The organism is Streptomyces silvae, from assembly GCF_016745505.1.
Lineage (GTDB): Bacteria > Actinomycetota > Actinomycetes > Streptomycetales > Streptomycetaceae > Streptomyces > Streptomyces silvae.
Genome location: NZ_JAERUC010000027.1, coordinates 43,004 through 65,423 on the forward strand (window position 1 = coordinate 43,004; position 22,420 = coordinate 65,423).

17 protein-coding genes are annotated in these 22,420 nt (G+C 68.6%); 10 read left to right on the top strand and 7 right to left on the bottom strand.

Annotation, left to right across the window (positions count from 1 at the left end):
- The first annotated feature begins 6 nt into the window (after positions 1 to 6).
- Entirely contained in the window at positions 7 to 1,344 is a 1,338-nt protein-coding gene (locus tag JKV81_RS04255) for an MATE family efflux transporter (RefSeq protein ID WP_129264607.1), read from the top strand.
- 114 nt (positions 1,345 to 1,458) lie between these two features.
- Here JKV81_RS04255 and rplI read toward each other — a convergent pair whose 3' ends face one another.
- The 4 genes from rplI to rpsF all read right to left on the bottom strand — a co-directional run bounded on the left by rplI (position 1,459) and on the right by rpsF (position 3,182).
- Positions 1,459 to 1,905, bottom strand: coding sequence for a 50S ribosomal protein L9 (gene rplI / locus JKV81_RS04260; RefSeq protein ID WP_014155197.1), 447 nt, complete (start codon positions 1,903 to 1,905; stop codon positions 1,459 to 1,461).
- An 18-nt stretch (positions 1,906 to 1,923) separates the two neighbouring features.
- A complete protein-coding gene (rpsR, locus tag JKV81_RS04265) occupies positions 1,924 to 2,160 on the bottom strand; it encodes a 30S ribosomal protein S18 (protein WP_003967857.1) in 237 nt (78 codons plus the stop codon).
- A gap of 42 nt (positions 2,161 to 2,202) precedes the next feature.
- Positions 2,203 to 2,820, bottom strand: a complete 618-nt coding sequence (locus tag JKV81_RS04270; RefSeq protein ID WP_099173253.1) for a single-stranded DNA-binding protein — start codon at positions 2,818 to 2,820, stop codon at positions 2,203 to 2,205.
- A gap of 71 nt (positions 2,821 to 2,891) precedes the next feature.
- Positions 2,892 to 3,182, bottom strand: coding sequence for a 30S ribosomal protein S6 (rpsF, locus tag JKV81_RS04275; RefSeq protein WP_006604399.1), 291 nt, complete (start codon positions 3,180 to 3,182; stop codon positions 2,892 to 2,894).
- Between the two features lie 286 nt (positions 3,183 to 3,468).
- On the opposite strand from rpsF, the gene JKV81_RS04280 reads away from it, so the two are divergent.
- The 3 genes from JKV81_RS04280 (at position 3,469) to JKV81_RS04290 (ending at position 6,225) form a co-directional block, all read left to right on the top strand.
- The gene (locus tag JKV81_RS04280) at positions 3,469 to 3,825 is read left to right on the top strand and encodes a hypothetical protein (RefSeq protein WP_129264606.1); all 357 of its coding nucleotides are present in this window, start codon (positions 3,469 to 3,471) and stop codon (positions 3,823 to 3,825) included.
- Positions 3,826 to 3,999: 174 nt separating this feature from the next.
- Entirely contained in the window at positions 4,000 to 5,118 is a 1,119-nt protein-coding gene (locus tag JKV81_RS04285) for a lipid II:glycine glycyltransferase FemX (protein ID WP_033296787.1), read from the top strand.
- Positions 5,119 to 5,193: 75 nt separating this feature from the next.
- Complete coding sequence (locus JKV81_RS04290) at positions 5,194 to 6,225, top strand: alanine racemase (protein ID WP_124277901.1); 1,032 nt, start codon at positions 5,194 to 5,196, stop codon at positions 6,223 to 6,225.
- 73 nt (positions 6,226 to 6,298) lie between these two features.
- Here the strand turns inward: JKV81_RS04290 and JKV81_RS04295 are convergent, their stop codons facing one another.
- Positions 6,299 to 7,804, bottom strand: a complete 1,506-nt coding sequence (locus tag JKV81_RS04295) for a glycosyltransferase family 87 protein (protein ID WP_372444064.1) — start codon at positions 7,802 to 7,804, stop codon at positions 6,299 to 6,301.
- A gap of 186 nt (positions 7,805 to 7,990) precedes the next feature.
- Complete coding sequence (locus JKV81_RS04300) at positions 7,991 to 10,681, bottom strand: transglycosylase domain-containing protein (protein ID WP_202074948.1); 2,691 nt, start codon at positions 10,679 to 10,681, stop codon at positions 7,991 to 7,993.
- A gap of 386 nt (positions 10,682 to 11,067) precedes the next feature.
- Between JKV81_RS04300 and JKV81_RS04305 the strand changes: the two genes are divergently transcribed.
- The 3 genes from JKV81_RS04305 to JKV81_RS04315 all read left to right on the top strand — a co-directional run bounded on the left by JKV81_RS04305 (position 11,068) and on the right by JKV81_RS04315 (position 14,291).
- Entirely contained in the window at positions 11,068 to 11,769 is a 702-nt protein-coding gene (locus JKV81_RS04305; protein ID WP_099173258.1) for a PadR family transcriptional regulator, read from the top strand.
- A gap of 62 nt (positions 11,770 to 11,831) precedes the next feature.
- Complete coding sequence (locus tag JKV81_RS04310) at positions 11,832 to 12,914, top strand: inositol-3-phosphate synthase (protein ID WP_099173259.1); 1,083 nt, start codon at positions 11,832 to 11,834, stop codon at positions 12,912 to 12,914.
- An 87-nt stretch (positions 12,915 to 13,001) separates the two neighbouring features.
- Positions 13,002 to 14,291, top strand: a complete 1,290-nt coding sequence (locus tag JKV81_RS04315; RefSeq protein WP_129264602.1) for an MFS transporter — start codon at positions 13,002 to 13,004, stop codon at positions 14,289 to 14,291.
- A gap of 133 nt (positions 14,292 to 14,424) precedes the next feature.
- Here JKV81_RS04315 and JKV81_RS04320 read toward each other — a convergent pair whose 3' ends face one another.
- Positions 14,425 to 15,867: a CCA tRNA nucleotidyltransferase gene (locus JKV81_RS04320; RefSeq protein ID WP_202074949.1), complete on the bottom strand. Its 1,443-nt coding sequence runs from the start codon at positions 15,865 to 15,867 to the stop codon at positions 14,425 to 14,427.
- Positions 15,868 to 16,047: 180 nt separating this feature from the next.
- On the opposite strand from JKV81_RS04320, the gene JKV81_RS04325 reads away from it, so the two are divergent.
- From JKV81_RS04325 to JKV81_RS04335, 3 genes are all read left to right on the top strand, one after another.
- A complete protein-coding gene (locus JKV81_RS04325) occupies positions 16,048 to 18,345 on the top strand; it encodes a DUF6049 family protein (protein WP_202074950.1) in 2,298 nt (765 codons plus the stop codon).
- Positions 18,346 to 18,394: 49 nt separating this feature from the next.
- Positions 18,395 to 20,554 (top strand): murein biosynthesis integral membrane protein MurJ, encoded by a 2,160-nt coding sequence (murJ, locus tag JKV81_RS04330; RefSeq protein WP_202074951.1) that lies wholly within the window; start codon positions 18,395 to 18,397, stop codon positions 20,552 to 20,554.
- A 127-nt stretch (positions 20,555 to 20,681) separates the two neighbouring features.
- Positions 20,682 to 22,388 (top strand): protein kinase family protein, encoded by a 1,707-nt coding sequence (locus tag JKV81_RS04335; RefSeq protein ID WP_202074952.1) that lies wholly within the window; start codon positions 20,682 to 20,684, stop codon positions 22,386 to 22,388.
- The last annotated feature ends 32 nt before the right edge of the window (positions 22,389 to 22,420 follow it).

A 22,420-nucleotide genomic window follows, 5' to 3' on the forward strand; every position in this document is an offset into this window, starting at 1 on the left:
ACCCCCATGACCCAGGCGCACACAGCACAGCCGCCCTCCCGCCGCCGGCACGACCGCGAGATCATCGCGCTCGCCGTCCCGGCCTTCGGCGCGCTCGTTGCCGAGCCCCTCTTCGTCATGGTCGACAGTGCCATCGTCGGCCATCTCGGCACTCCGCAACTGGCCGGCCTGGCGGTCGCCGCCGCCTTGCTGACGACCGCGGTGAGCGTCTTCGTCTTCCTCGCCTACGCCACCACGGCCGCGGTCGCCCGACAGGTCGGCGCGGGGGACCTGGCCGCCGCCATCCGCCAGGGAATGGACGGCATCTGGCTCGCCCTCCTGATCGGTGCCGCCGTCGTCGCTGCCACGCTCCCCTTGGCGCCGTGGCTGGTGGACGTCTTCGGGGCCTCCGACACCGCGGCGCCGTACGCCACCACGTATCTGCGGATCTCCAGCCTCGGCATCCCCGCCATGCTCGTGGTGCTCGCGGCAACGGGCGTCCTGCGCGGACTGCAGGACACCCGGACTCCGCTCTACGTCGCCATCGGCGGATTCGCTGCCAACGGCGCACTCAACGCCGGACTGGTCTACGGCGCCGGGCTCGGCATCGCCGGATCCGCCTGGGGAACCGTCATCGCCCAGGTGGGGATGGCTCTCGTCTACCTGATCGTCGTGGTCCGCGGGGCCCGCCGGCACGGGGCCTCCCTACGGCCTGACGCCGCCGGTATCCGGGCCAGCGCGCAGGCGGGCGTACCTCTGCTGATCCGGACGCTTTCACTGAGGGCGGTCCTGATGATCGCGACCGCCGTGGCCGCCAGGCTCGGCGACACGGATGTCGCCGCGCACCAGATCATCCTGTCCCTCTGGAGTCTTACGGCCTTCGCACTCGACGCCATCGCCATCGCCGGTCAGGCGATCATCGGCCGCTACCTGGGGGCGAACGACGCCAAGGGGGCCCGCGAGGCATGCCGTCGGATGGTCCAGTGGGGGATCGCGTCGGGAGTCGTTCTCGGAGCGGTCATCCTGCTCGCCAGGCCCCTGTTCGTCCCGCTGTTCACGAGCGACGCATCCGTCAAGGACACCCTGCTGCCGGCGCTTCTGGTCGTCGCGCTCTCCCAGCCGATCTCAGGAGTGGTCTTCGTCCTCGACGGCGTACTCATGGGAGCAGGGGACGGTCGCTATCTCGCCTGGGCGATGGTCGTGACCCTCGCCGTGTTCGCCCCGGTCGCGCTCCTCGTCCCCAGCTTCGGCGGAGGGCTCACTGCGCTCTGGGGAGCGATGACGCTGATGATGACCGTCAGGCTGGTGACGCTGTGGCTGCGCGCACGGTCCGGCCGATGGGTCGTGACCGGAGCGACGCGCTGAGGCACGCGCAAGCCCACCCGTCCGAGGACCGGTCGCTGCTCGGTTTCACGTGAAACGACGAAGGGCCGCACCCAGGGGGTGCGGCCCTTCACCTAGCTCTGCTGAGCTGCGCCCTTAGGCAGCAACGACCTCGATACCGAGCTTCGCGGCAACCTCGGGGTGCAGACGGACGGACACCTGGTGTCCGCCGAGCGTCTTGATCGGCGAGCCGAGCTCGACGCGACGCTTGTCGACGTCCGGACCACCGGCAGACTTGATCGCCGAGGCGATGTCAGCCGGGGTGACGGAACCGAAAAGGCGGCCGGCGTCGCCGGAGCGAACAGCCAGACGGACCTTGACGGCCTCGAGCTTGGCCTTGATCTCGTTGGCCTGCTCGATCGTCGCGATCTCGTGGATCTTGCGGGCGCGGCGGATCTGCGCCACGTCCTTCTCGCCGCCCTTGGTCCAGCGAATGGCGAAGCCACGCGGAACCAGGTAGTTACGGGCGTACCCGTCCTTGACGTCCACGACGTCGCCGGCGGCACCGAGGCCAGTGACCTCGTGGGTGAGGATGATCTTCATGATTCGGTCACCCTTCCCTTATCGCGCGGTGGACGTGTAGGGCAGCAGCGCCATCTCACGGCTGTTCTTGACTGCCGTGGCGACGTCACGCTGGTGCTGCGTGCAGTTGCCGGTGACGCGGCGGGCACGGATCTTGCCACGGTCGGAAATGAACTTCCGCAGCATGTTCGTGTCCTTGTAGTCCACGTACTGGGTCTTGTCCTTGCAGAACGCGCAGACCTTCTTCTTAGGCTTGCGCACAGGCGGCTTCGCCATGGTGTTTCTCCTGTGTGATCAAGAAGTGGGGTACGAGCAGCCCTAGAAGGGAGGCTCGTCCGAGTAGCCGCCGCCGGAACCGCCGGAGCCACCGGAGCTTCCGCCCCAGCCGCCCCCGCCGCCCTGCTGGCCCCCGCCCTGCTGGCCGCCGGCCGGAGCGTTGGTCGCCCACGGGTCGTCGGCGGGAGCACCGCCGCCGCCCTGCTGGCCACCGGCACCGGGACCGCCGCCCCAGTTGCCGCCGCCCTGCTGGCCGCCGCCGTATCCACCCTGGCCACCGCCCTGGCCACCGCGACCCGTGGTCTTGGTGACCTTGGCCGTGGCGTTCTTCAGGCTGGGGCCGACTTCCTCGACGTCCAGCTCGTAGACCGTGCGCTTGACGCCCTCACGGTCCTCGTAGGACCGCTGCTTCAGCCGGCCCTGCACGACGACGCGCATGCCTCGCTGAAGCGACTCCGCGACGTTCTCCGCCGCCTGACGCCAGACCGAGCAGGTGAGGAACAGGCCTTCGCCGTCCTTCCACTCATTGGTCTGCCGGTCGAAGATGCGGGGAGTGGACGCGACACGGAACTTCGCGACCGCCGCACCGGACGGGGTGAAGCGCAGCTCGGGGTCGTCGACGAGATTGCCGACGACCGTGATGACGGTCTCGCCTGCCATGGGTGAACCTCTCGGCGGGGATTGCTTCTGGCTGCTTGCTACTCGAACCCGATGACCGCTGAGCTAGATGCTCAGTGGGTCTCGGGACGGAGGACCTTGGTCCGGAGGACCGACTCGTTCAGGTTCATCTGTCGGTCGAGCTCCTTGACGACTGCAGGCTCGGCCTGCAGGTCGATGACCGAGTAGATGCCCTCAGGCTTCTTCTTGATCTCGTAAGAGAGACGACGACGGCCCCAGGTGTCGACCTTCTCGACCTTTCCGTTGCCCTCACGGACGACGGAAAGGAAGTTCTCGATCAACGGGGAGACTGCTCGCTCCTCGAGATCGGGGTCGAGGATGACCATCACCTCGTAGTGACGCATGTGGAACCCACCTCCTTTGGACTCAGCGGCCACGGTCGTTCCGTGGCAGGAGGGTCGTGATGCGTAAGCATCAGTGTCTCCGAGTAAAACAGCCGCCACTGACAACGCCCGTCTTCGAGAGTCGAGGGGAGCTGCAGTGCTGGCTCAAGGCAGACACCGGTGCAGACCGTACAGACTACCCGCAGACGGGCTCCCGGTTGAAATCCGGTGTTCAGGGCGCACAATCAAGACAGATGCGGTGTGAGAGGCGCTACATCGCACCGCCCTTCCCGCCAGGAGGTACTTCATGGCACAGACAGTCCGATCTGCCGGAAGCCGTCCCGCCCCCAGCCGCGTGGCCCATCCCCGCCCGGCCACCGGTTCTCTCTTCGCCACGGACGGCAGGCCCCATCCGCTGCAGGAAGCGCTGATGGTGGTGACGGGGGTCCTCGGCGTCCTCGCGTTCGTCACGGCGATGTTCCACAGCCTGCATCTGATCAGCTCGTGGGCCGGGCTGGCAGGGATCCTGACCGGCCTGTACGGGCAGTACATCTCCAGGACCACCTGGGAGCGTTTCGGCCTGATCATGGGGATCGGCGCCTCCGCCGTCGGCTTCTACCTCGGCATGGCGCACGGCGGCCTCTTCGGCGGCGTCATCACCTGACCGGCAGAGCCGCGGCCGGCCGGCCCGCACGGCGTACGGCCGGGCAATCCCGCGCGGGTGGCGCCCGGTCCGGTCCTGACGGGCCGGACCGGGCGCCCCTCGGTCACAGTAGGCTTCGGCGCGAGAGCCGGAGCCCCTGACCGATGGGGACACACCTGCCGAGGAGCGCCCCGCATGAGCCTGACCCTGAGGACCATCAGCCGAGAACAGCATCTGGCGTACATCCAGAGTCTGCCCTCGGCCAGTCACTGCCAGGTCCCGGCGTGGGCTGATGTGAAAACCGAATGGCGCTCGGAGAACCTGGGATGGTTCGACAAGAACGGCGAGATGGTCGGCGCCGGGCTGGTGCTCTACCGCCAGCTGCCCAAGATCAAGCGCTACCTCGCCTACCTCCCCGAGGGCCCGGTCATCAACTGGTACGCCCCGAATCTCGACGAGTGGCTCCAGCCGATGCTCGCCCACCTGAAGCAGCAGGGCGCCTTCTCGGTGAAGATGGGCCCTCCCGTGGTCATCCGCCGCTGGGACTCGGCCGCCATCAAGTCGGGGATCCAGGACCCCGACGTGAAGCGGCTGCGTGACGTCGAGGCCAGCCACATCGAGCCGCGTGCCTTCGAGGTCTCGGACCGGCTGCGGAAGATGGGCTGGCAGCAGGGCGAGGACGGCGGCGCCGGCTTCGGTGACGTCCAGCCGCGCTACGTCTTCCAGGTCCCGCTGGCCAACCGCTCCCTCGAAGACGTCCTCAAGGGCTTCAACCAGCTCTGGCGCCGCAACATCAAGAAGGCCGACAAGGCCGGCGTCGAGGTCGTCCAGGGCGGCTACGAGGACCTCGCCGAATGGCAGCGTCTGTACGAGATCACCGCCGTGCGCGACCACTTCCGCCCGCGCCCCCTCTCGTACTTCCAGCGCATGTGGTCGGTGCTCAACTCCGAGGACCCCAACCGCATGCGGTTGTACTTCGCGCGGCACAACGGGGTGAACCTCTCGGCCGCCACGATGCTCGTCGTCGGCGGGCACGTCTGGTACTCCTACGGCGCCTCGGACAACATCGGGCGCGAGGTCCGCCCCTCCAACGCCATGCAGTGGCGGATGCTCCGCGACTCGTACGCGATGGGCGCGACCGTCTACGACCTGCGCGGCATCAGTGACTCGCTGGACGAGACCGACCACCTCTTCGGTCTGATCCAGTTCAAGGTCGGCACCGGCGGCGAGGCCGTCGAGTACGTCGGCGAGTGGGACTTCCCCCTCAACAAGCTGCTGCACAAGGCGCTCGATATGTACATGTCGCGCCGCTGACCGCATCCCGACCACCGACCGACAGCTCTCCACCCTCGTTTACACCGCAGCCACCAGAAAGGTTCCGGGCCGGCCATGGCGCTCTCCCTCTACGTCGACACCGCGCGCTGGCGGGCGCACCAGAAGTCCGTCCTGGACCAGTTCCCTGGTCTTGTCCCCGTCTGCAAGGGCAACGGCTACGGCTTCGGACACGAGCGCCTGGCCGACGAGGCGATCCGTTTCGGGTCCGACACCCTGGCCGTCGGGACCACGTACGAGGCCGCCCGCATCAAGGACTGGTTCAGCGGCGACCTGCTGGTGCTCACGCCCTTCCGCAGGGGCGAGGAGCCCGTGCCGCTGCCCGACCGCGTCATCCGCTCCGTGTCCTCCGTGGACGGCGTGCACGCCCTGGTGGGCGCGCGCGTGGTCATCGAGTGCATGAGCTCGATGAAGCGCCACGGCGTGAAGGAGGAGGAGCTCGGCCAGCTGCACGCCGCCATCGAGGACGTACGCCTCGAAGGTTTTGCACTGCACCTGCCGCTCGACCGCACGGACGGGTCGGACGCTGTGGAGGAGGTCATCGCCTGGATGGACCGTCTGCGCGCCGCCCGGCTGCCGCTGCACACCATGTTCGTCAGCCATCTGCGGGCCGAGGAGCTGGCGCGACTGCGGCAGCAGTTCCCGCAGACCCGGTTCCGCGCGCGGATAGGCACACGGCTCTGGCTCGGCGACCACGAGGCGACGGAGTACCGCGGTGCGGTGCTCGACGTCACGCGCGTGGTCAAGGGCGACCGGTTCGGCTACCGCCAGCAGAAGGCCGCGTCGGACGGATGGCTGGTGGTCGTCGCCGGCGGGACCTCCCACGGTGTCGGGCTGGAGGCGCCGAAGGCCCTGCACGGGGTGATGCCGCGGGCCAAGGGCGTCGCGCGCGCCGGGCTGGCCACGGTCAACCGCAATCTGTCGCCGTTCGTCTGGGCGGGGAAGCAGCGCTGGTTCGCGGAGCCGCCGCACATGCAGGTGTCGATCCTGTTCGTGCCCTCGGACTCCCAGGAGCCGAGGGTCGGCGACGAACTGGTGGCCCACCTGCGCCACACCACCACCCAGTTCGACCGCCTCGTGGACCGGTAGGACCGGCCTTCAGAGGGCCTTCGCGGGCCCTCACGGGCCGGTGGGCGCGGGCCGGTGGGCGCCGCCGTCCCCCTCAGTCGGAGGCGGCTCGTCCGGCGGTTCCCCACTCCACCCGCGGTCCTTCGACCGCGGGTGCCGCGTGCCCGGCCGGATGGGGATGCACCTGCAGGAGCGCCGTACGGTCCGGCGCCCCGTCCAGGACTCCGCCCGAAGGATCGTCCGACCCTTCCTGCCGCACGGGATCCCGGTCCGGCCGCAGGATGTCCCTGACGATCAGGGCGCACAGGTAGAGCGTTCCAGCGAGGTGCAGGGCGATCGCGACCTGGTAGCCCTCCTGCGGCAGCCCCTGGTGCTTGTCGCCGCTCGTCGTGTACGCGAGGTAGAACCAGATCCCCAGGAAGTACATGACCTCGCAGGCCTGCCAGACGAGGAAGTCCCGCCACCGGGGCCTGGCCAGCGCGGCCAGAGGGATCAGCCAGAGCACGTACTGCGGTGAGTAGACCTTGTTCGTCAGGATGAACGCGGCCACCACGAGGAACGCCAGCTGGGCGAAGCGCGGCCGGTGCCTGGCGGTGAGGGCCAGCCCGGCGATCCCGGCGCACAGCACGACCATCAGCAGCACCGAGGCCGTGTTCACCGTGGAGACGTCGATGGGCCGGCCGGTGCGCTGCGTGATGATCAGCCAGAACGAGCCGTAGTCGATCTGCCGTTCCTGGCTGAACGTGTAGAACTTCTTCCACCCCTCGGGGGCGTACAGCATCACCGGCAGGTTCACCACCAGCCAGGCCGCCGCCGCTCCGAGGACCGCCGATCCGTACTCCCGCCACTTCCCGGCCCGCCAGCACAGCACCAGCAGGGGCCCGAGGAGCAGTACGGGGTAGAGCTTGGCGGCGGTCGCGAGGCCGATGAGGATGCCGAAGGCGAGGTTCCTGCCGCGCGACCACATGAGCATCGCCGCGGCCGTCAGCGCGACGGCGAGCAGATCCCAGTTGATCGTCGCGGTGAGCGCGAGGGCGGGGGCGAGCGCCACCAGCAGGCCGTCCCAGGGGCGGCGCCGGTGCGTACGGGCGACACACACCGCGAGGATCACGGCGCAGATCATCAGCATGCCCGCGTTGACCATCCAGTACATCTGCTCGCGCTGCTGGGCCGGGTCCGAGGACGGGGTCAGCGTCAGCCAGGACGCGATCTGCATGAAGAGTCCGGTCAGGACGGGGTACTCCAGGTACGCCATGTCCCCGGTGAGCCGGTCGACGTACGGCACGAGGCCGTCGGCGAAGCCGCGCCCGACGTAGAGGTGCGGGATGTCGGAGTAGCACGCGTGCGTGTACTGCGAACTCGTTCCGCGGAACCAGGCCCAGTCGTAGCAGGGGATCTTCTGCACCATGCCGAGCGCGAACATCCCGATGGCCACCAGCGCGATGACGCGCACCGGCGTGAGGGGCCCCGTCCCGAAACGCGCCCAACGGCCCGCGGGCCCGCCGATCAGTTCGCTGCCGGCCGCGGCGATCTCGTCCTGTCGCGTGGGCGGTACGACGGACGGCTCCTGGTGCACGCTCGTGTCTTCTGCGCTTGGCATGCCGCACATCCTGCCGTACGGCGCTGTGTGCGGGCGTGGGCCGCGTCCGGGACACACGAAAGGGCCGTCGGCACCTGTCAGGTGCCGACGGCCCTCGTACGCGTGCCCGGCGGGCCCCTCGGGGGCGTCCGGAGGGCGCGTGGTGCGCGTGGTGCGCGTGGTGCGACTCACGCGCCCCGGGTGGTGCTATCCGCCGCCGCCGAAGATCCCGCCGCGGCCGTTCTCCTCGCCCTCGGTCGTTCCGTCGGTCGTCCCGTCGGTCGTCCCGGTGTCCGCACCGCCGTTCGTGGCGCCGGCGTCCGTCCCGCCACCACCGTCGGTGGTCCCGTCCGTTGTCCCCCCGTTGTCGTTACCGCTGGTGTTCCCGCCGTTCTGGTTGTTCTTGCACTCCCAGTCGAGCGGCGCACACGTGTCGCTCGGCGAGGGGGACGGGGACGACGGGGTGGCGGACGGCGTCGGCTCCTCGCTGGACTCCGAGGGCGAAGGCGTCGGGCTCGGCGTCGGGCTGGGGCTGACCGCGCCGCCGCCGAAGACGGTGTCGCCGTACGGCTCCGGCTTCGGGAAGTTGACGACCTTCATGCCCTTCATCGCATCGGACATGTAGTCGTGCCAGATCTGCGCCGGGAACGAGGCACCGTGGATCGACTTCTCCCCGCCCGTGCCGTACATCTCCAGGAACTTGCGGTTCTTCTGCGTCTCGTCGTCGTCCATCCGGAACATGCTGACGGCGGTCGAGATCTGCGGGGTGTACCCGACGAACCACGCCGACTTGTTGCCGTCCGTGGTACCCGTCTTACCGGCAGCATCGCGGCCCGGCAGCTGTGCGGGCGTACCCGTGCCGTGCTCGACGACGTTCTTCAGCACGTCGGTGACGTTGTCGGCGACGACACTGGGGAAGGCGGACTTGGTCTCCGTCTTGTGCCGGTAGATGACGTCGCCCTTGTGCTTGACCTCGGTGACCGAGAAGGGCTCCCGCTGCTTGCCGCTGGTGGCGAAGGTGGAGTACGCGCCGGCCATACGGATGGCGCTCGGAGAGGACGTACCGATGGAGAACGAGGGGACCTTCGCGTTCGCCATGTAGTCGTCGTCGCGCAGTCCCGCGTCCATGGCGGCCTGCTTCACCTTGTCGGTGCCGACGTCCATGCCGAGCTGGACGTACGGGGAGTTCGCCGACTCCTGCATGGCGTACCGGAGGGTGATGTCTCCGTAGCTGTGGTCTCCGTCATTGGTCTGGAGCCACTCCTTGCCGTCGTCGTTCATCCAGACGTCGCCGTTGTACTGGTTGATCTTCAGCTCGTTGTCGCCGTTGTAGATGCTCTTCGGGGAGACCGGCGTACGCTCCGACTCGCTCTGGTCGGGGCCGCCTTCGGGGTCACGCTTCCCGTACTGCATGGCGGCCGCCAGCACGAACGGCTTGAACGTCGAACCGACCTGCGCACCGGTAGCGTCGGCGTTGTTGGTGTAGTGCTTGGTCGCGTCCTGACCGCCGTACGTGGCGAGGATGGCACCCGTCTTGGTGTCCACCGACGCGCCGCCGAACTGGACGTGCGTGTCCTTGTCGGGGCGCTTCTTCTCGTCGATCTTGGCCTTGTAGACCTTCTTGATCGAGTACTCGAGCTGGGTGACCTTGTTCTTGTCGAAGGTCGTGTGGATCTCGTAGCCGCCCCGGGAGAGCTCCTTCTCGGTGACGCCTTGGTCGTTGTGCGCCAGGAAGTACTTCGTCGCGAGGTCGACCAGGTACCCGGTCTGGCCCCCCAGCTTGGCGTCCTTCTTCGGCTTCTGAGGCATGGGGAACTCGGTGAACGTGGCACGCTTGGCCGCGCTCAGCCGCCCGTCCTTGACCTCCTCGTCGAGGATCCAGGCCCAGCGTTCCTTGGCCCGCCTGGTGTTCTCCTTGGCGGAGGCCTTCACCGGGTCGATGTCGGGAGCTCCTGCGGGGTCGTAGTAGCTCGCCCCCTTGAGCAGCGTGGCCAGGAAGGCGCACTCGCTCTCGTCCAGGTCGGTGGCGTCCTTGTTGTAGTAGGCACGCGCCGCAGCCTGGAGGCCCGACGCCCCCCGGCCGTAGTAGGAGACGTTGAGGTACCCCTCCATGACCTTCTTCTTGCCCACCGTCTCGCCGACCTTGAGCGTGATGAAGAGTTCCTTGAACTTACGGCTCAGGGTCTGGTCCTGGGACAGCATGGAGTTCTTCACGTACTGCTGGGTGATCGTGGAGCCGCCCTGGGTCTCACCGCCCCGGGCCATGTTGTAGAAGGCTCGGGCGATGCCCATGGGGTCGATGCCCCGGTCGTGCTCGAACGACTTGTTCTCGGCCGAGATGACTGCGTTCCGCATCGCTTCGGGGATCTGGGCGTACTCGATCGACTGACGGTTGACGGAACCGCCCGTGGCGACCATCTGAGTGTTGTCGGCCCAGTAGTAGACGTTGTTCTGCGCGGTGGCGAGTTTGTTGACCTCGGGCGGCACGACCAGCGCGTACGCGATGCCGGCCGCACCCATCATCAGACCCAGGAAGCCCAGGCACAGACCGGAGACCAGCTTCCACGACGGCACCCAGCGGCGGAAGCCGTACTTACCGGCCCGCGGGTAGTCGATGAAGCGCTTCTTGCCGGCGTCGCCGCGGCCGCGGCCGCGGCCCTCGTGACCGGGGCCGTCGCCGGCGCCCCGCCGTCGGCCCCCGCCGCCCCGCTGGGCGGCTCGACGGGCCTCGGCGCGGCCGCCGTACGACGGCTCCTCGCCGTGCGCTCCGGAAGGTGATCCTTGCGTTGCTCTGCGTGACGCATCGGTGCGGCGTCCAGAAGGCTGCTGGGCGGCTCGTCTGGCCGCTGCGCGCCCGCCACCTTGCGGTTGCGGCGCTTTGCGACGGTGCTCGCTCATCGAACGACTACTCCTCGGGCAGGCGAGAGCGCCTGGAAGCGGCAGTTGAGATCCGGTCCCCCCGAATTACGGACAAGCCCTGCGGAAGGCTCACCCGCAGTACATCCGGCAGTCCGCGATAACGGACGCTCGGCGTCGTCTCACGGTTCCCGGTGGTCTGCATGCCGCACAGACTACGCACGGTCAAAAACCTCCGGGGACCGAACTTCACCCCAAATTACGCAAGTCACTCCCTATGAATCCGGGATGTGACGCCGCTCACTAAGCCTCCCCTTGTCGTACATCGCGAGCCGATCTATCGTGCTGATGTATCGAGTCGATACATCAGCACGGCATAAGGTGGGTCCAACGGCCCACGGAAGCACCGGACGGAAGAGGAGGCGAAGGTGAGCAGACGCTCCGGCATCCTCGAATTCGCCGTCCTCGGACTGCTCCGCGAGTCCCCCATGCACGGGTACGAGCTGCGCAAGCGCCTCAACACCTCGCTGGGGATCTTCCGCGCCTTCAGCTACGGCACCCTCTACCCCTGCCTCAAGACGCTGGTCGCGAACGGCTGGTTGATCGAGGAACCGGGAAGCGTTCCGGCGCTGCCCCCTGCCACGGGACGTGGGGTCGCTCCCGCGTCCTCCCTGGCCGGCCGCCGCGCCAAGATCGTCTACAGGTTGACGGCAGAAGGTAAGGAGCACTTCGAGGAGCTGCTCTCGCACACCGGTCCGGACTCCTGGGAGGACGAGCATTTCGCCGCTCGTTTCGCCTTCTTCGGGCAGACGGAGCGCGAGGTGCGGATGCGCGTCCTCGAAGGCCGCCGCAGCAGGCTGGAGGAGCGCCTCGAAAAGATGCGCGCCTCTCTCGCCCGCACCCGTGAACGACTCGACGACTACACGCTTGAGCTGCAGCGACACGGCATGGAGTCCGTGGAGCGCGAAGTGCGCTGGCTGAACGAGCTCATCGAGAGCGAGCGGTCGGGACGGGATCAGCGACGATCCTCGCCCGAGAGCTCCACTCAGCACGACACATCAGGAGAGACGGGCGGCCTGCCCCGGCACCGGGACGACACCCGGCCGGATCCGTCCGACGACACCAAGTGATATCCCCGCAGATCCGCAAGGCGTCATCGGGGAACACCGAGAACACACAGGGAGCAATCGGCATGGGTTCGGTTCGCGTAGCCATCGTCGGCGTGGGCAACTGCGCCGCCTCGCTGGTGCAGGGCGTCGAGTACTACAAGGACGCAGATCCGGCCGGCAAGGTGCCCGGTCTGATGCACGTCCAGTTCGGCGAGTACCACGTGAGCGACGTCGAGTTCGTCGCGGCCTTCGACGTCGACGCGAAGAAGGTCGGCCTCGACCTCGCGGACGCCATCGGCGCCAGCGAGAACAACACCATCAAGATCGCCGACGTGCCGAACACGGGCGTGACCGTTCAGCGCGGTCACACCCACGACGGCCTGGGCAAGTACTACCGCGAGACGATCGAGGAGTCCGCCGACGCCCCGGTCGACATCGTCCAGGTCCTCAAGGACAAGCAGGTCGACGTTCTCGTCTGCTACCTCCCCGTGGGTTCCGAGGTGGCTGCGAAGTTCTACGCGCAGTGCGCCATCGACGCCAAGGTCGCGTTCGTCAACGCCCTCCCGGTCTTCATCGCCGGCACCAAGGAGTGGGCCGACAAGTTCACCGAGGCCGGTGTCCCGATCGTCGGCGACGACATCAAGTCCCAGGTGGGCGCCACCATCACGCACCGCGTGATGGCGAAGCTCTTCGAGGACCGGGGTGTCATCCTGGACCGCACCATGCAGCTGAACGTCGGCGGCAACATGGACTTCAAGAACATGCTCGAGCGTGAGCGCCTGGAGTCCAAGAAGATCTCGAAGACGCAGGCCGTCACCTCGCAGATCCGCGACCGTGAGCTCGGTGCGGACAACGTCCACATCGGCCCCTCGGACTACGTGGCCTGGCTGGACGACCGCAAGTGGGCGTACGTGCGCCTCGAGGGCCGTGCCTTCGGTGACGTTCCGCTGAACCTGGAGTACAAGCTCGAGGTCTGGGACTCCCCGAACTCCGCCGGTGTCATCATCGACGCCGTGCGCGCCGCGAAGATCGCCAAGGACCGCGGCATCGGCGGCCCGATCCTCTCGGCCTCCTCGTACTTCATGAAGTCCCCGCCGGTCCAGTACTTCGACGACGAGGCCCGCGAGAACGTCGAGAAGTTCATCGCCGGCGACGTCGAGCGCTGACTCAGCGGTCGCTGCTGACGCTTGTTCATGTGGGGGGTCCCCGGGCAATCCGCCCGGAGGCCCCCCACTTGTGTGACCCTTGCACACATGCCTGTCGTGCGTGATCTGGGCGTACTCCTGCGCCTTCGGAACTTCCGTCGCCTGCTTGCCGTACGACTGCTCTCCCAGTCGGCCGACGGTGTCTATCAGGTCGCGCTCGCCACGTACGTCGTCTTCTCCCCGGAGAACCAGACCACGGCAGGTGCCATCGCTTCGGCCATGGCCGTGCTACTGCTCCCGTACTCGCTGATCGGCCCCTTCGCGGGAGTCCTGCTCGACCGCTGGCCCCGCCGCCAGGTCTTCCTGTACGGGAATCTGCTGCGGGCCGCGCTGGCCTGCTGCACGGCCCTGCTGCTCCTGAGCTCCGTTCCGGACTGGCTCTTCTACGTCTCCGCGCTCTGTGTCACCGCCGTCAACCGGTTCGTCCTGGCCGGGCTCTCAGCAGCCCTCCCTCGCGTCGTCGAGACCGAGCAGCTCGTCCTCGCCAACTCCCTCTCCCCGACGGCCGGCACGCTGGCCGCGACCGCGGGCGGCGGACTGGCCCTGGGCATCCGGCTGCTGACGGACGGATCCGACGCGGCCGTGGTCCTGCTGGGCGCGATCCTGTACCTTCTCTCGGCGCTCGCCTCCCTGACCTTGCCCCGCACGCTCCTCGGGCCGGACCGAGGGCTGCACCATGTGCCCTTGCGCGAGGCGGTCGGCACGACCGCACGGGGGCTCGTCGCAGGGTTGCGCCATCTGGCCGAGCGGAGGGACGCGGCGCACGCTCTTGCCGCCATGACCGTGCTCCGCTTCTGCTACGGCGCGCTCACCGTGATGGTGCTCATGCTGTGCCGCTACGCCTGGTCCGACAGCGAGGCCGACGGCCTGGCACTCCTCGGCCTCGCGCTCGGCGCTTCCGCCGCGGGGTACTTCGTCGCCGCCGTCACGTCCCCGTGGGCGGTCGGCCGCTTCGGGCGGTACGGCTGGGTGGCGGGCTGCGCCGGAGCGGCCGCCTTCCTGGAACCGGCGCTGGGGCTTCCGTTCACCCCTGGGCCGATGCTGGTGGCGGCCTTCGTTCTCGGGCTCGTGACGCAGGGGGCGAAGATCGCGACGGATACCGAGGTGCAGACCTCGGTGGACGACGCCTACCGCGGACGGGTCTTCTCGCTCTACGACGTGCTGTTCAACGTCGCCTTTGTCGCCGCCGCGGGGGTAGCCGCCCTCGCGCTTCCCCCTGACGGGCGGTCCGTCGTCGTGGTGCTCACGGTGGCCGCGCTCTACGCCATCGTCTCGGTGGCCATGTTCCGTCGGCGGCACGTGAGCATCGCGCTCCAGCGCGCCCGCCTCAAGGAGTGAGGGGCGTTGTTTCACGTGAAACAACGCCCCCCACCGACTGCCTCGGACTGCCCCCAGGGTCCCGTCATGTTTCACGTGAAACACGACAGCCTGTCCAGCTCCCGCTCCAGTCCCCTTGGAGATCCAGCCGGACTCAATCCTGCGTGGCCCACCAGTCCTTGAGGGCGGCGACTGCGGCGTCGCGCTCCATGGGGCCGTTCTCCAGCCGCAGCTCCAGCAGGAACGAGTAGGCCTTGCCGATCACCGGTCCGGGGCCCACACCCAGGATCTGCATGATCTCGTTGCCGTCCAGGTCGGGCCGGATCGCCTCCAGCTCCTCCCGTTCCTGCAACTGCGCGATGCGCTCCTCAAGCCCGTCGTACGTACGCGACAGAGCGTTCGCCTTGCGCTTGTTCCGCGTCGTGCAGTCGGAGCGCGTCAGCTTGTGCAACCGGTCCAGCAGGGGCCCGGCGTCCCGCACATACCTGCGCACCGCGGAGTCGGTCCACTCCCCGTCGCCGTAGCCGTGGAAGCGCAGATGCAGCTCCACCAACGTGGAGACGTCCTTGACCATGTCGTTGGAGTACTTGAGCTCGGTCATGCGCTTCTTGGTCATCTTGGCCCCCACCACCTCGTGGTGGTGGAACGAGACGCGGCCGTCCTTCTCGAAGCGGCGCGTCCTCGGCTTCCCGATGTCGTGGAGCAGGGCCGCGAGGCGCAGCACGAGGTCCGGGCCGTCCTCCTCCAGGTCGATGGCCTGTTCCAGGACGGTCAAGGAGTGCTCATAGACGTCCTTGTGACGGTGATGCTCGTCACTTTCCAGACGCAGCGCGGGAAGTTCGGGCAGCACCCGGTCCGCCAGCCCCGTATCCACGAGAAGCCCCAGCCCCTTGCGGGGGTGGCCGGAGAGAAGCAGCTTGTTGAGCTCCTCGCGGACCCGCTCCGCCGAGACGATCTCGATACGTCCTGCCATGTCCGTCATGGCCTTGACGACCTCGGGGGCCACCTCGAAGTCGAGCTGCGCGGCGAAGCGCGCGGCGCGCAGCATGCGCAGCGGGTCGTCGGAGAAGGACGCCTCGGGCGTACCGGGAGTGCGCAGCACACGCTGAGCCAGGTCGTCGAGGCCGCCGTGCGGGTCGACGAACTCCTTCTGCGGCAGGGCGACGGCCATGGCGTTGACCGTGAAGTCACGGCGTACGAGGTCTTCCTCGATCGAGTCGCCGTAGGAGACCTCGGGCTTGCGTGAGGTCCTGTCGTACGCCTCCGACCGGTAGGTCGTCACCTCGATCTGATAGCCGTCCTTCTGCGAGCCGACGGTTCCGAAGGCGATTCCGACCTCCCAGACCGAATCTGCCCAAGGCCGGACGATCTTGAGAACGTCCTCCGGCCGCGCGTCGGTCGTGAAGTCCAGGTCGTTTCCGAGCCTGCCGAGCAACGCGTCGCGGACCGACCCGCCGACCAGGGCGAGGCTGTACCCGGCCTCCTGAAACCGGAGGGCGAGGTCGTCGGCGACGGGGGACACCCGCAGCAGTTCGCTGACTGCGCGGTGCTGCACCTGACTCAGTGCACGGGGGCTGTCTTCGTTGGCGTTCGGCACAACAGAAAAGGGTACGTGCCCCGACCGGCCCGGGCGTCATCGTTTCCCGAGGCCCTGCGAGACTCTCCCGATCATGTGACACGGTCCCCGGCACTCAGGTGTCGGGCGCATCGTTACCATGCGGGGACGCAGAGACCGGCAAGGCCGGCACCAGCTGACGACGACGAGGGACGGATACGCGTGGCCGAGGCGGCAGACTTTCAGGGGATGAATCCCTCCCCTGCCCGCCGGTGGCTCCGGCGCACGGCCTCCTTGATCGTCGGGGCACCACTGATCGCCGGCCTCCTGGCCGGTCCCGCGGCGCCCTCGGCTCAGGCCGAGGGGGTCACGAAGGCCCCCACCGGCTCGCGCACCGTCGATGTGTCCCTGGACACCCTCGCCCCCAGCGCACCGGTCGAGGGGGATACGCTCACCGTCTCCGGCACGCTGACCAACAAGGGCAAGAAGACGGTCACGGACGCGGAGGTCGACCTGCGCGTCGGGCCGAGGCTGTCCGGCAGAGGTGCGATCGACGAGGCAGCCAAGCGCACCGGGTATCTGCCCGGCAGCGACCCGGCCAAGCTCGGTGGCTCGTACACGCTGAAGGTCCCCAAGCTCGCGTCCGGGGTCAGCCAGGACTTCAGCCTCTCCGTCCCGGTGGACAAACTGGACCTGGGGGCCGACGGCGTCTACCAGCTCGGGGTGTCCCTCACGGGCCGGACCACGGACTACGCCTACGACCAGGTGCTGGGCATCCAGCGGACCTTCCTGCCGTGGCAGCCGGAGGACACCGAGAGCAGGACCAAGCTCACGTTCCTCTGGCCGCTGATCGCATCGGCCCACGTCACCGCCGAGACGGGCTCCGACGAACAGCAGACCCCCGTGTTCGCCAACGACGATCTGGCTCAGGAGCTCGCTCCGGGCGGCCGCCTGGAACAACTCGTCTCGCTGGGGCGACAGCTCCCTGTCACCTGGGTGATCGACCCGGACCTGCTGGCCTCCGTCGACGCGATGACGAAGAACTATCGCGTCAAGGTCGGTGACACCACGGTCGCGGGGACGAACCAGGCCATCGCCAAGAAGTGGCTCACGGATCTGCAGGCGGCCGTGAAGGACGGGACGGTGGTGGCCCTGCCGTTCGCCGACCCCGATCTCGCGTCGATCGCCCACCGCGGCAAGAACGTCTCCGGCGTCCTCAGCCATCTGCAGACGGCCACCGAGGTCGCCGGCACAACGGTGGAGACGGTTCTCCACGTGCAGCCGTCCACCGACTTCGCCTGGCCGGTGGACGGGGCGATCGACCCCTCGGTCGTCGACGTCGCCACCTCCGCCGGCGCGCACAAGGTGATCGCCCGCAGCGACAGCCTCGACGAGACCAGCGGGCTGCCCTACACGCCGACATCGGCGAGGCCGATCGGTGGCGGTACGACAGCCGTCGTGTCCGACTACCGGCTCTCCACCGCGTTCACCGGCGATCTGTCCAAGGCCGGCACCTCGACCCTCGCGGTCCAGAAGTTCCTGGCCCAGACGCTCGCGGTGACGGAGCAGGCCCCCGACAACGAGCGCAGCATCGTCGTCGCCCCCCAGCGGACCCCCACAGCCGCGCAGGCCCAGAGCATGGCGCGTGCCCTGCAGGCCCTCACGGCCGACCGCTGGACACAGCCTCTCGACCTGACGGACGCGGCCGAGGAGAAGCCCGACGCACAGGCCACCACCAGGGTGCCCAGGGCCTCCCAGTACCCGAAGAAGCTGCGCAACCAGGAGCTGCCCACCCAGGCGTTCCAGGACATCAGGACGACTCAGGACTCGCTCAACAGCTTCCAGATCATCCTCACGCAGCCCGACCGGGTGGTGACCCCCTTCGGGAACGCGATCAACCGCGCCGTGTCGACGTCGTGGCGCGGCAGGGCCCTGGAGGCCCAGCGGTACCGGGACGCGGTCCGCACCTACCTCCAGGGCCTCACCAACGAGGTCCAGCTGATCACGAAGTCGGACGTCACTCTCTCCGGGCGCAGCGCGACGATTCCCGTGACCGTGCAGAACAAGCTCGTCCAAGGCGTCGATCACCTCGTGCTCCGCCTGACCTCGGGCAACGCCACGCGGCTCAAGCTCAACGACGGCGGAGCGGTCGCCGAACAGCCCGTCGAGATCGCGGGCGGGCACAGCCAGTCCGTGAAATTCGACGCCTCGGCCAACGCCAACGGACAGGCACAGGTCACGGCGCGCCTCTTCACCACGGACGGCGTGCCTTACGGCGACGAGATGACCTTCACGGTGAAGGTCTCGGAAGTCACACCGACCGTGCTCCTGGTGATCGCGGGCGGACTGCTCCTCCTGGTCCTGGCAGGCATCAGGATGTACACCCACCGCAAGCGCACCGTCGCGAGCGGCGCGGCGGAGAACAACGGCGGCGAACCCGAGCAGCCGAGTGACCCGACGCCGGACACCGGTCCGGAAAGCGGTGACCCGTCGGGCCCGGGTGAGAAAGTGGACCGTTGAGCGATGTCTGTCGGGGCCTGTCGGCCGGGGACAATGAGGTGGGGTTTCGATGAACGCGCCGTACGACGGTGACCGCGGCCAGGGCGCGGGCGGGGCTGGGTCTTCCAGCGGTCCGCCGGTGCCACCGGGCGCCGGCCATGACGGGGAGGCACCCGACCCCTACCTGCAGCACGCGTACGACCACGACCCGTACCGTGCCCAGGACCTCGCCGCCCAGGACCCGGTGGCCGAGGCGCTCTACGACCGCGCCTCGCACCCGCCGCCGCCTCCGGGCACCTACCAGGAGCCGCAGGACCTCTACCAGCAGCCTCCCGCCGCCCAGCACGCCCCCGACCCCCGGATCTGGGCCCAGACGCCGCCACCGGAGCCCGCAGGCCCTTCCCGGCACCTTCCCTACGGCGACCACGCCGCCACCACCCAGTACGTGGGAGTGGACGACCTGGTCACCCAGGCTTCCGGCGACCGGGACGAGCAGGACGCCTTCGCGCACCTCTTCCGCGACCAGGAGGGGTCGGGCCGGCCTCCCGGCCCTCCCGCCGAGCCTGAGCCCGCTCCGGCACCCGTGCCCCCGAAGTCCGGGGGCCGTGCCGCCGGGATACTGAAGTCCAGTGCGCTGATGGCGGCGGGCACCCTGGTGTCACGGCTCACCGGCTTCGTCCGCAGCCTCGTGATCACCGCGGCGCTGGGTGCGGCGCTGCTCGGTGACAGCTTCACCATCGCGTACACCCTGCCGACGATGATCTACATCCTCACCGTGGGCGGTGGACTGAACTCGGTCTTCGTTCCTCAGCTCGTCCGCTCCATGAAGGACGACGAGGACGGGGGCGAGGCGTACGCCAACCGGCTGCTGACCCTCGTCATGGTCGCGCTCGGTGTGATCGTCGCTGCCGCGGTCTTCGCCGCACCTCAGCTGGTGCACCTGATGTCGCGCACGATCGCGAACGATCCGGCGGCCGACTCGGTGGCCGTCACCTTCGCCCGCTACTGCCTGCCGACGATCTTCTTCATGGGCGTCCACGTGGTGATGGGCCAGATCCTCAACGCCCGTGGGAAGTTCGGAGCGATGATGTGGACCCCGGTCCTCAACAACATCGTCATGATCTTCACCTTCGGCCTGTTCATCTGGGTCTACGGGACCTCGGCCGAATCCCGGATGGGCGTGGAGACGATCCCGCCGGAGGGTGTCAGGCTCCTGGGCATCGGAACGCTGCTCGGCCTGGTGGTCCAGGCGCTGGCGATGATCCCGTACCTCCGCGAGGCCGGGTTCCGTTTCCGTCCCCGCTTCGACTGGAGGGGCCACGGGCTCGGGAAGACCATAAGGCTCGCCAAGTGGACGGTCCTGTTCGTCCTGGCCAACCAGGCGGGCGTGCTGGTCGTGACCCAGCTGGCGACCTCCGCGGGCAAGCTCGCGGGCAAGGACGGCTCGGGCTTCCTCGCGTACTCCAACGCCCAGCTGATCTGGGGCATGCCTCAGGCCATCATCACCGTCTCGGTCATGGCGGCCCTGCTGCCCCGCATCTCCCGCGCCGCCCACGACAACGACCCCGGTGCCGTCCGCGACGACATCTCGCAGGGTCTGCGGAACTCGGCGGTGGCGATCGTGCCGGTCGCCTTCACGTTCCTGGCGCTCGGCCTGCCGATGTGCACCCTGCTCTACGCCTCCAGCGGCACCGAGGCCGCACGGTCCATGGGCTTCATCCTGATGGCGTTCGGCCTCGGCCTCATCCCGTACTCCGTGCAGTACGTCGTGCTGCGCGGCTTCTACGCGTACGAGGACACCCGGACCCCCTTCTACAACACGGTCATCGTCGCGGCGGTCAATGCCGCGGCCTCCGCCCTCTGCTACGTGATTCTTCCGGCTCAGTGGGCAGTCGTCGGAATGGCGGCCTCCTACGGGCTGGCGTACGCGGTCGGTGTGGGCATCGCCTGGCGGCGCCTCAGCAACCGGCTCGGCGGAGACCTCGACGGAGCCCGTGTGGTGCGGACCTACGCCCGTCTCTGCCTGGCCGCGATCCCCGCGGCGGTGGTCGGCGGCGGCGTGGGCTTCGCTCTGCTGAAGACCCTCGGCGAAGGAGCCGGCGGCTCCGTGGTGGCCTTGGTCTGCGGCAGCGTCATCCTGCTGGGCATCTTCTTCGCCGCCGCGAAGAAGATGCGTATCGAGGAGCTCAACGGCATGGTCGGCATGGTCCGGGGACGACTCGGACGCTGAATGCGCTGTGTCGCACAACCATCGCTGGACACCGCGTGTCGTGCATAGCGCCGGAGTGTGGGCACAATTGGCGTGACTGTGCAGAGCTGGCTGGCATCGCGCAACGGATGGGGAGGCAGGAACGACGGTGGCGGAACGTAGCACGGCTGCTGTCGACGTGGCCGACAACAGCGGCGACGAGCCGCTGACCGCCAAGGCGGGCGCGGCCACGACCGACGGGACGGCAACCCAGGACACAGAGGGCCCCGAGGACGCGAGCTCGAACGACGCGGACAGCGGGCGCGACAGCGCGGAATCCGTACCGGCGTCGCCCGATCTGCACAGCGGTCACAAGCTGGCCAGACGCTACCGCCTCGAGGAGTGCGTCACCCGACTGGACGGATTCAGCAGCTGGCGGGCTGTCGACGAAAAGCTCCGGCGCGCGGTGGGCGTCCATCTGCTGCCCGCCGACCACCCCCGGGCCCGCTCGGTGCTGGCCGCGGCCCGCTCCTCCGCGCTGCTCGGTGACCCGCGCTTCGTCCAGGTCCTGGACGCCGTGGAGGAGGACGACCTCGTCTACGTCGTCCACGAATGGCTCCCCGACGCCACCGAGCTCACGGCATTGCTGGCCGCCGGCCCCTTCGAGGCCCACGACGCCTATCAGCTCGTGAGCCAGATCTCCCAGGCCATGGCCGCCGCGCACCGCGAAGGCCTGGCCCATCTGCGCCTGACGCCCGGGGCCGTACTGCGCAGCTCGACCGGTCAGTACCGGATCCGTGGCCTGGCCGTGAACGCCGCTCTGCGCGGCATCACCGCCGACCAGCCGCTGCGCACGGACACCGAGGCCATCGGCGCTCTCCTCTACGCCGCCCTGACCCGGCGCTGGCCCTACGAGAGCGACGCGTACGGTCTCTCCGGGCTCCCCAAGGACCTGGGCCTGATCCCCCCGGACCAGGTGCGGGCCGGCGTCCACCGGGGCCTGTCCGAGCTCGCCATGCGCGCACTGGCCAACGACGGCGCCACCGCGTCACGCCAGGAACAGCCGTGCACCACCCCGGACGAGCTCGCGAAGGCCGTCGCGGCCATGCCGCGCATCCTGCCTCCGGAACCCGCCTTCACCGCGCCGCCCGAATACCAGCGCACGACGTACCAGCAGGGCACCTACGGACGCCCCTCGGTACGTCCCACGTCGGCCACCCAGCCGGTCATCACGGCTCCCCCGCCCCCTCTTCAGAGCCGCACGGGCAAGGCGCTCAAGTGGGCCGTGTCCGCGCTGCTCATCGCCGCTCTGGGCCTCGGCAGCTGGCAGCTGGCCGAGACCGTGCTGAACCGGGACAGCGACTCCGGGGAGCCGGCCCCGACACAGACAGCGGACGACGGGGCGGACGACAACAACGCCGCCGAGCCCAGCAAGCCCGTCACCATCGTGGGGGCCAAGGACTACGACCCGCTCGGCTCGGACGGCGCCGAGAAGCCCGCCTCGATAAAGAACGTCTACGACGGGGACACGAGCTCCTACTGGAACACGGACGGCTACTTCAGCGCCGACTTCGGGCGGCTGAAGGAGGGCGTCGGAGTCGTGCTCGACCTCGGCAAGGTCCAGCAGGTGGGCAACGTCGAGGTGTCCTTCCTCGGCGGCAATACCTCCGTCGAGCTGAGGACGACCGAGAGCTCGTCCGTTCCTCAGATGCCGGACGGCTTCACGAAGGTCGTGAAGGGATCCGGAACAAAGGTCTCCCTCAAGCCCGACAAGCCGGTGCAGGCACGGTACGTTCTGGTCTGGCTGACCAAACTGCCCATGAGCGACGACGGTAACTACAGGGGCAAGGTCTCGGACATCAAGATCACAAGCTGACGGCACCGGACGGCACCAGGGGAGGGGGCTCA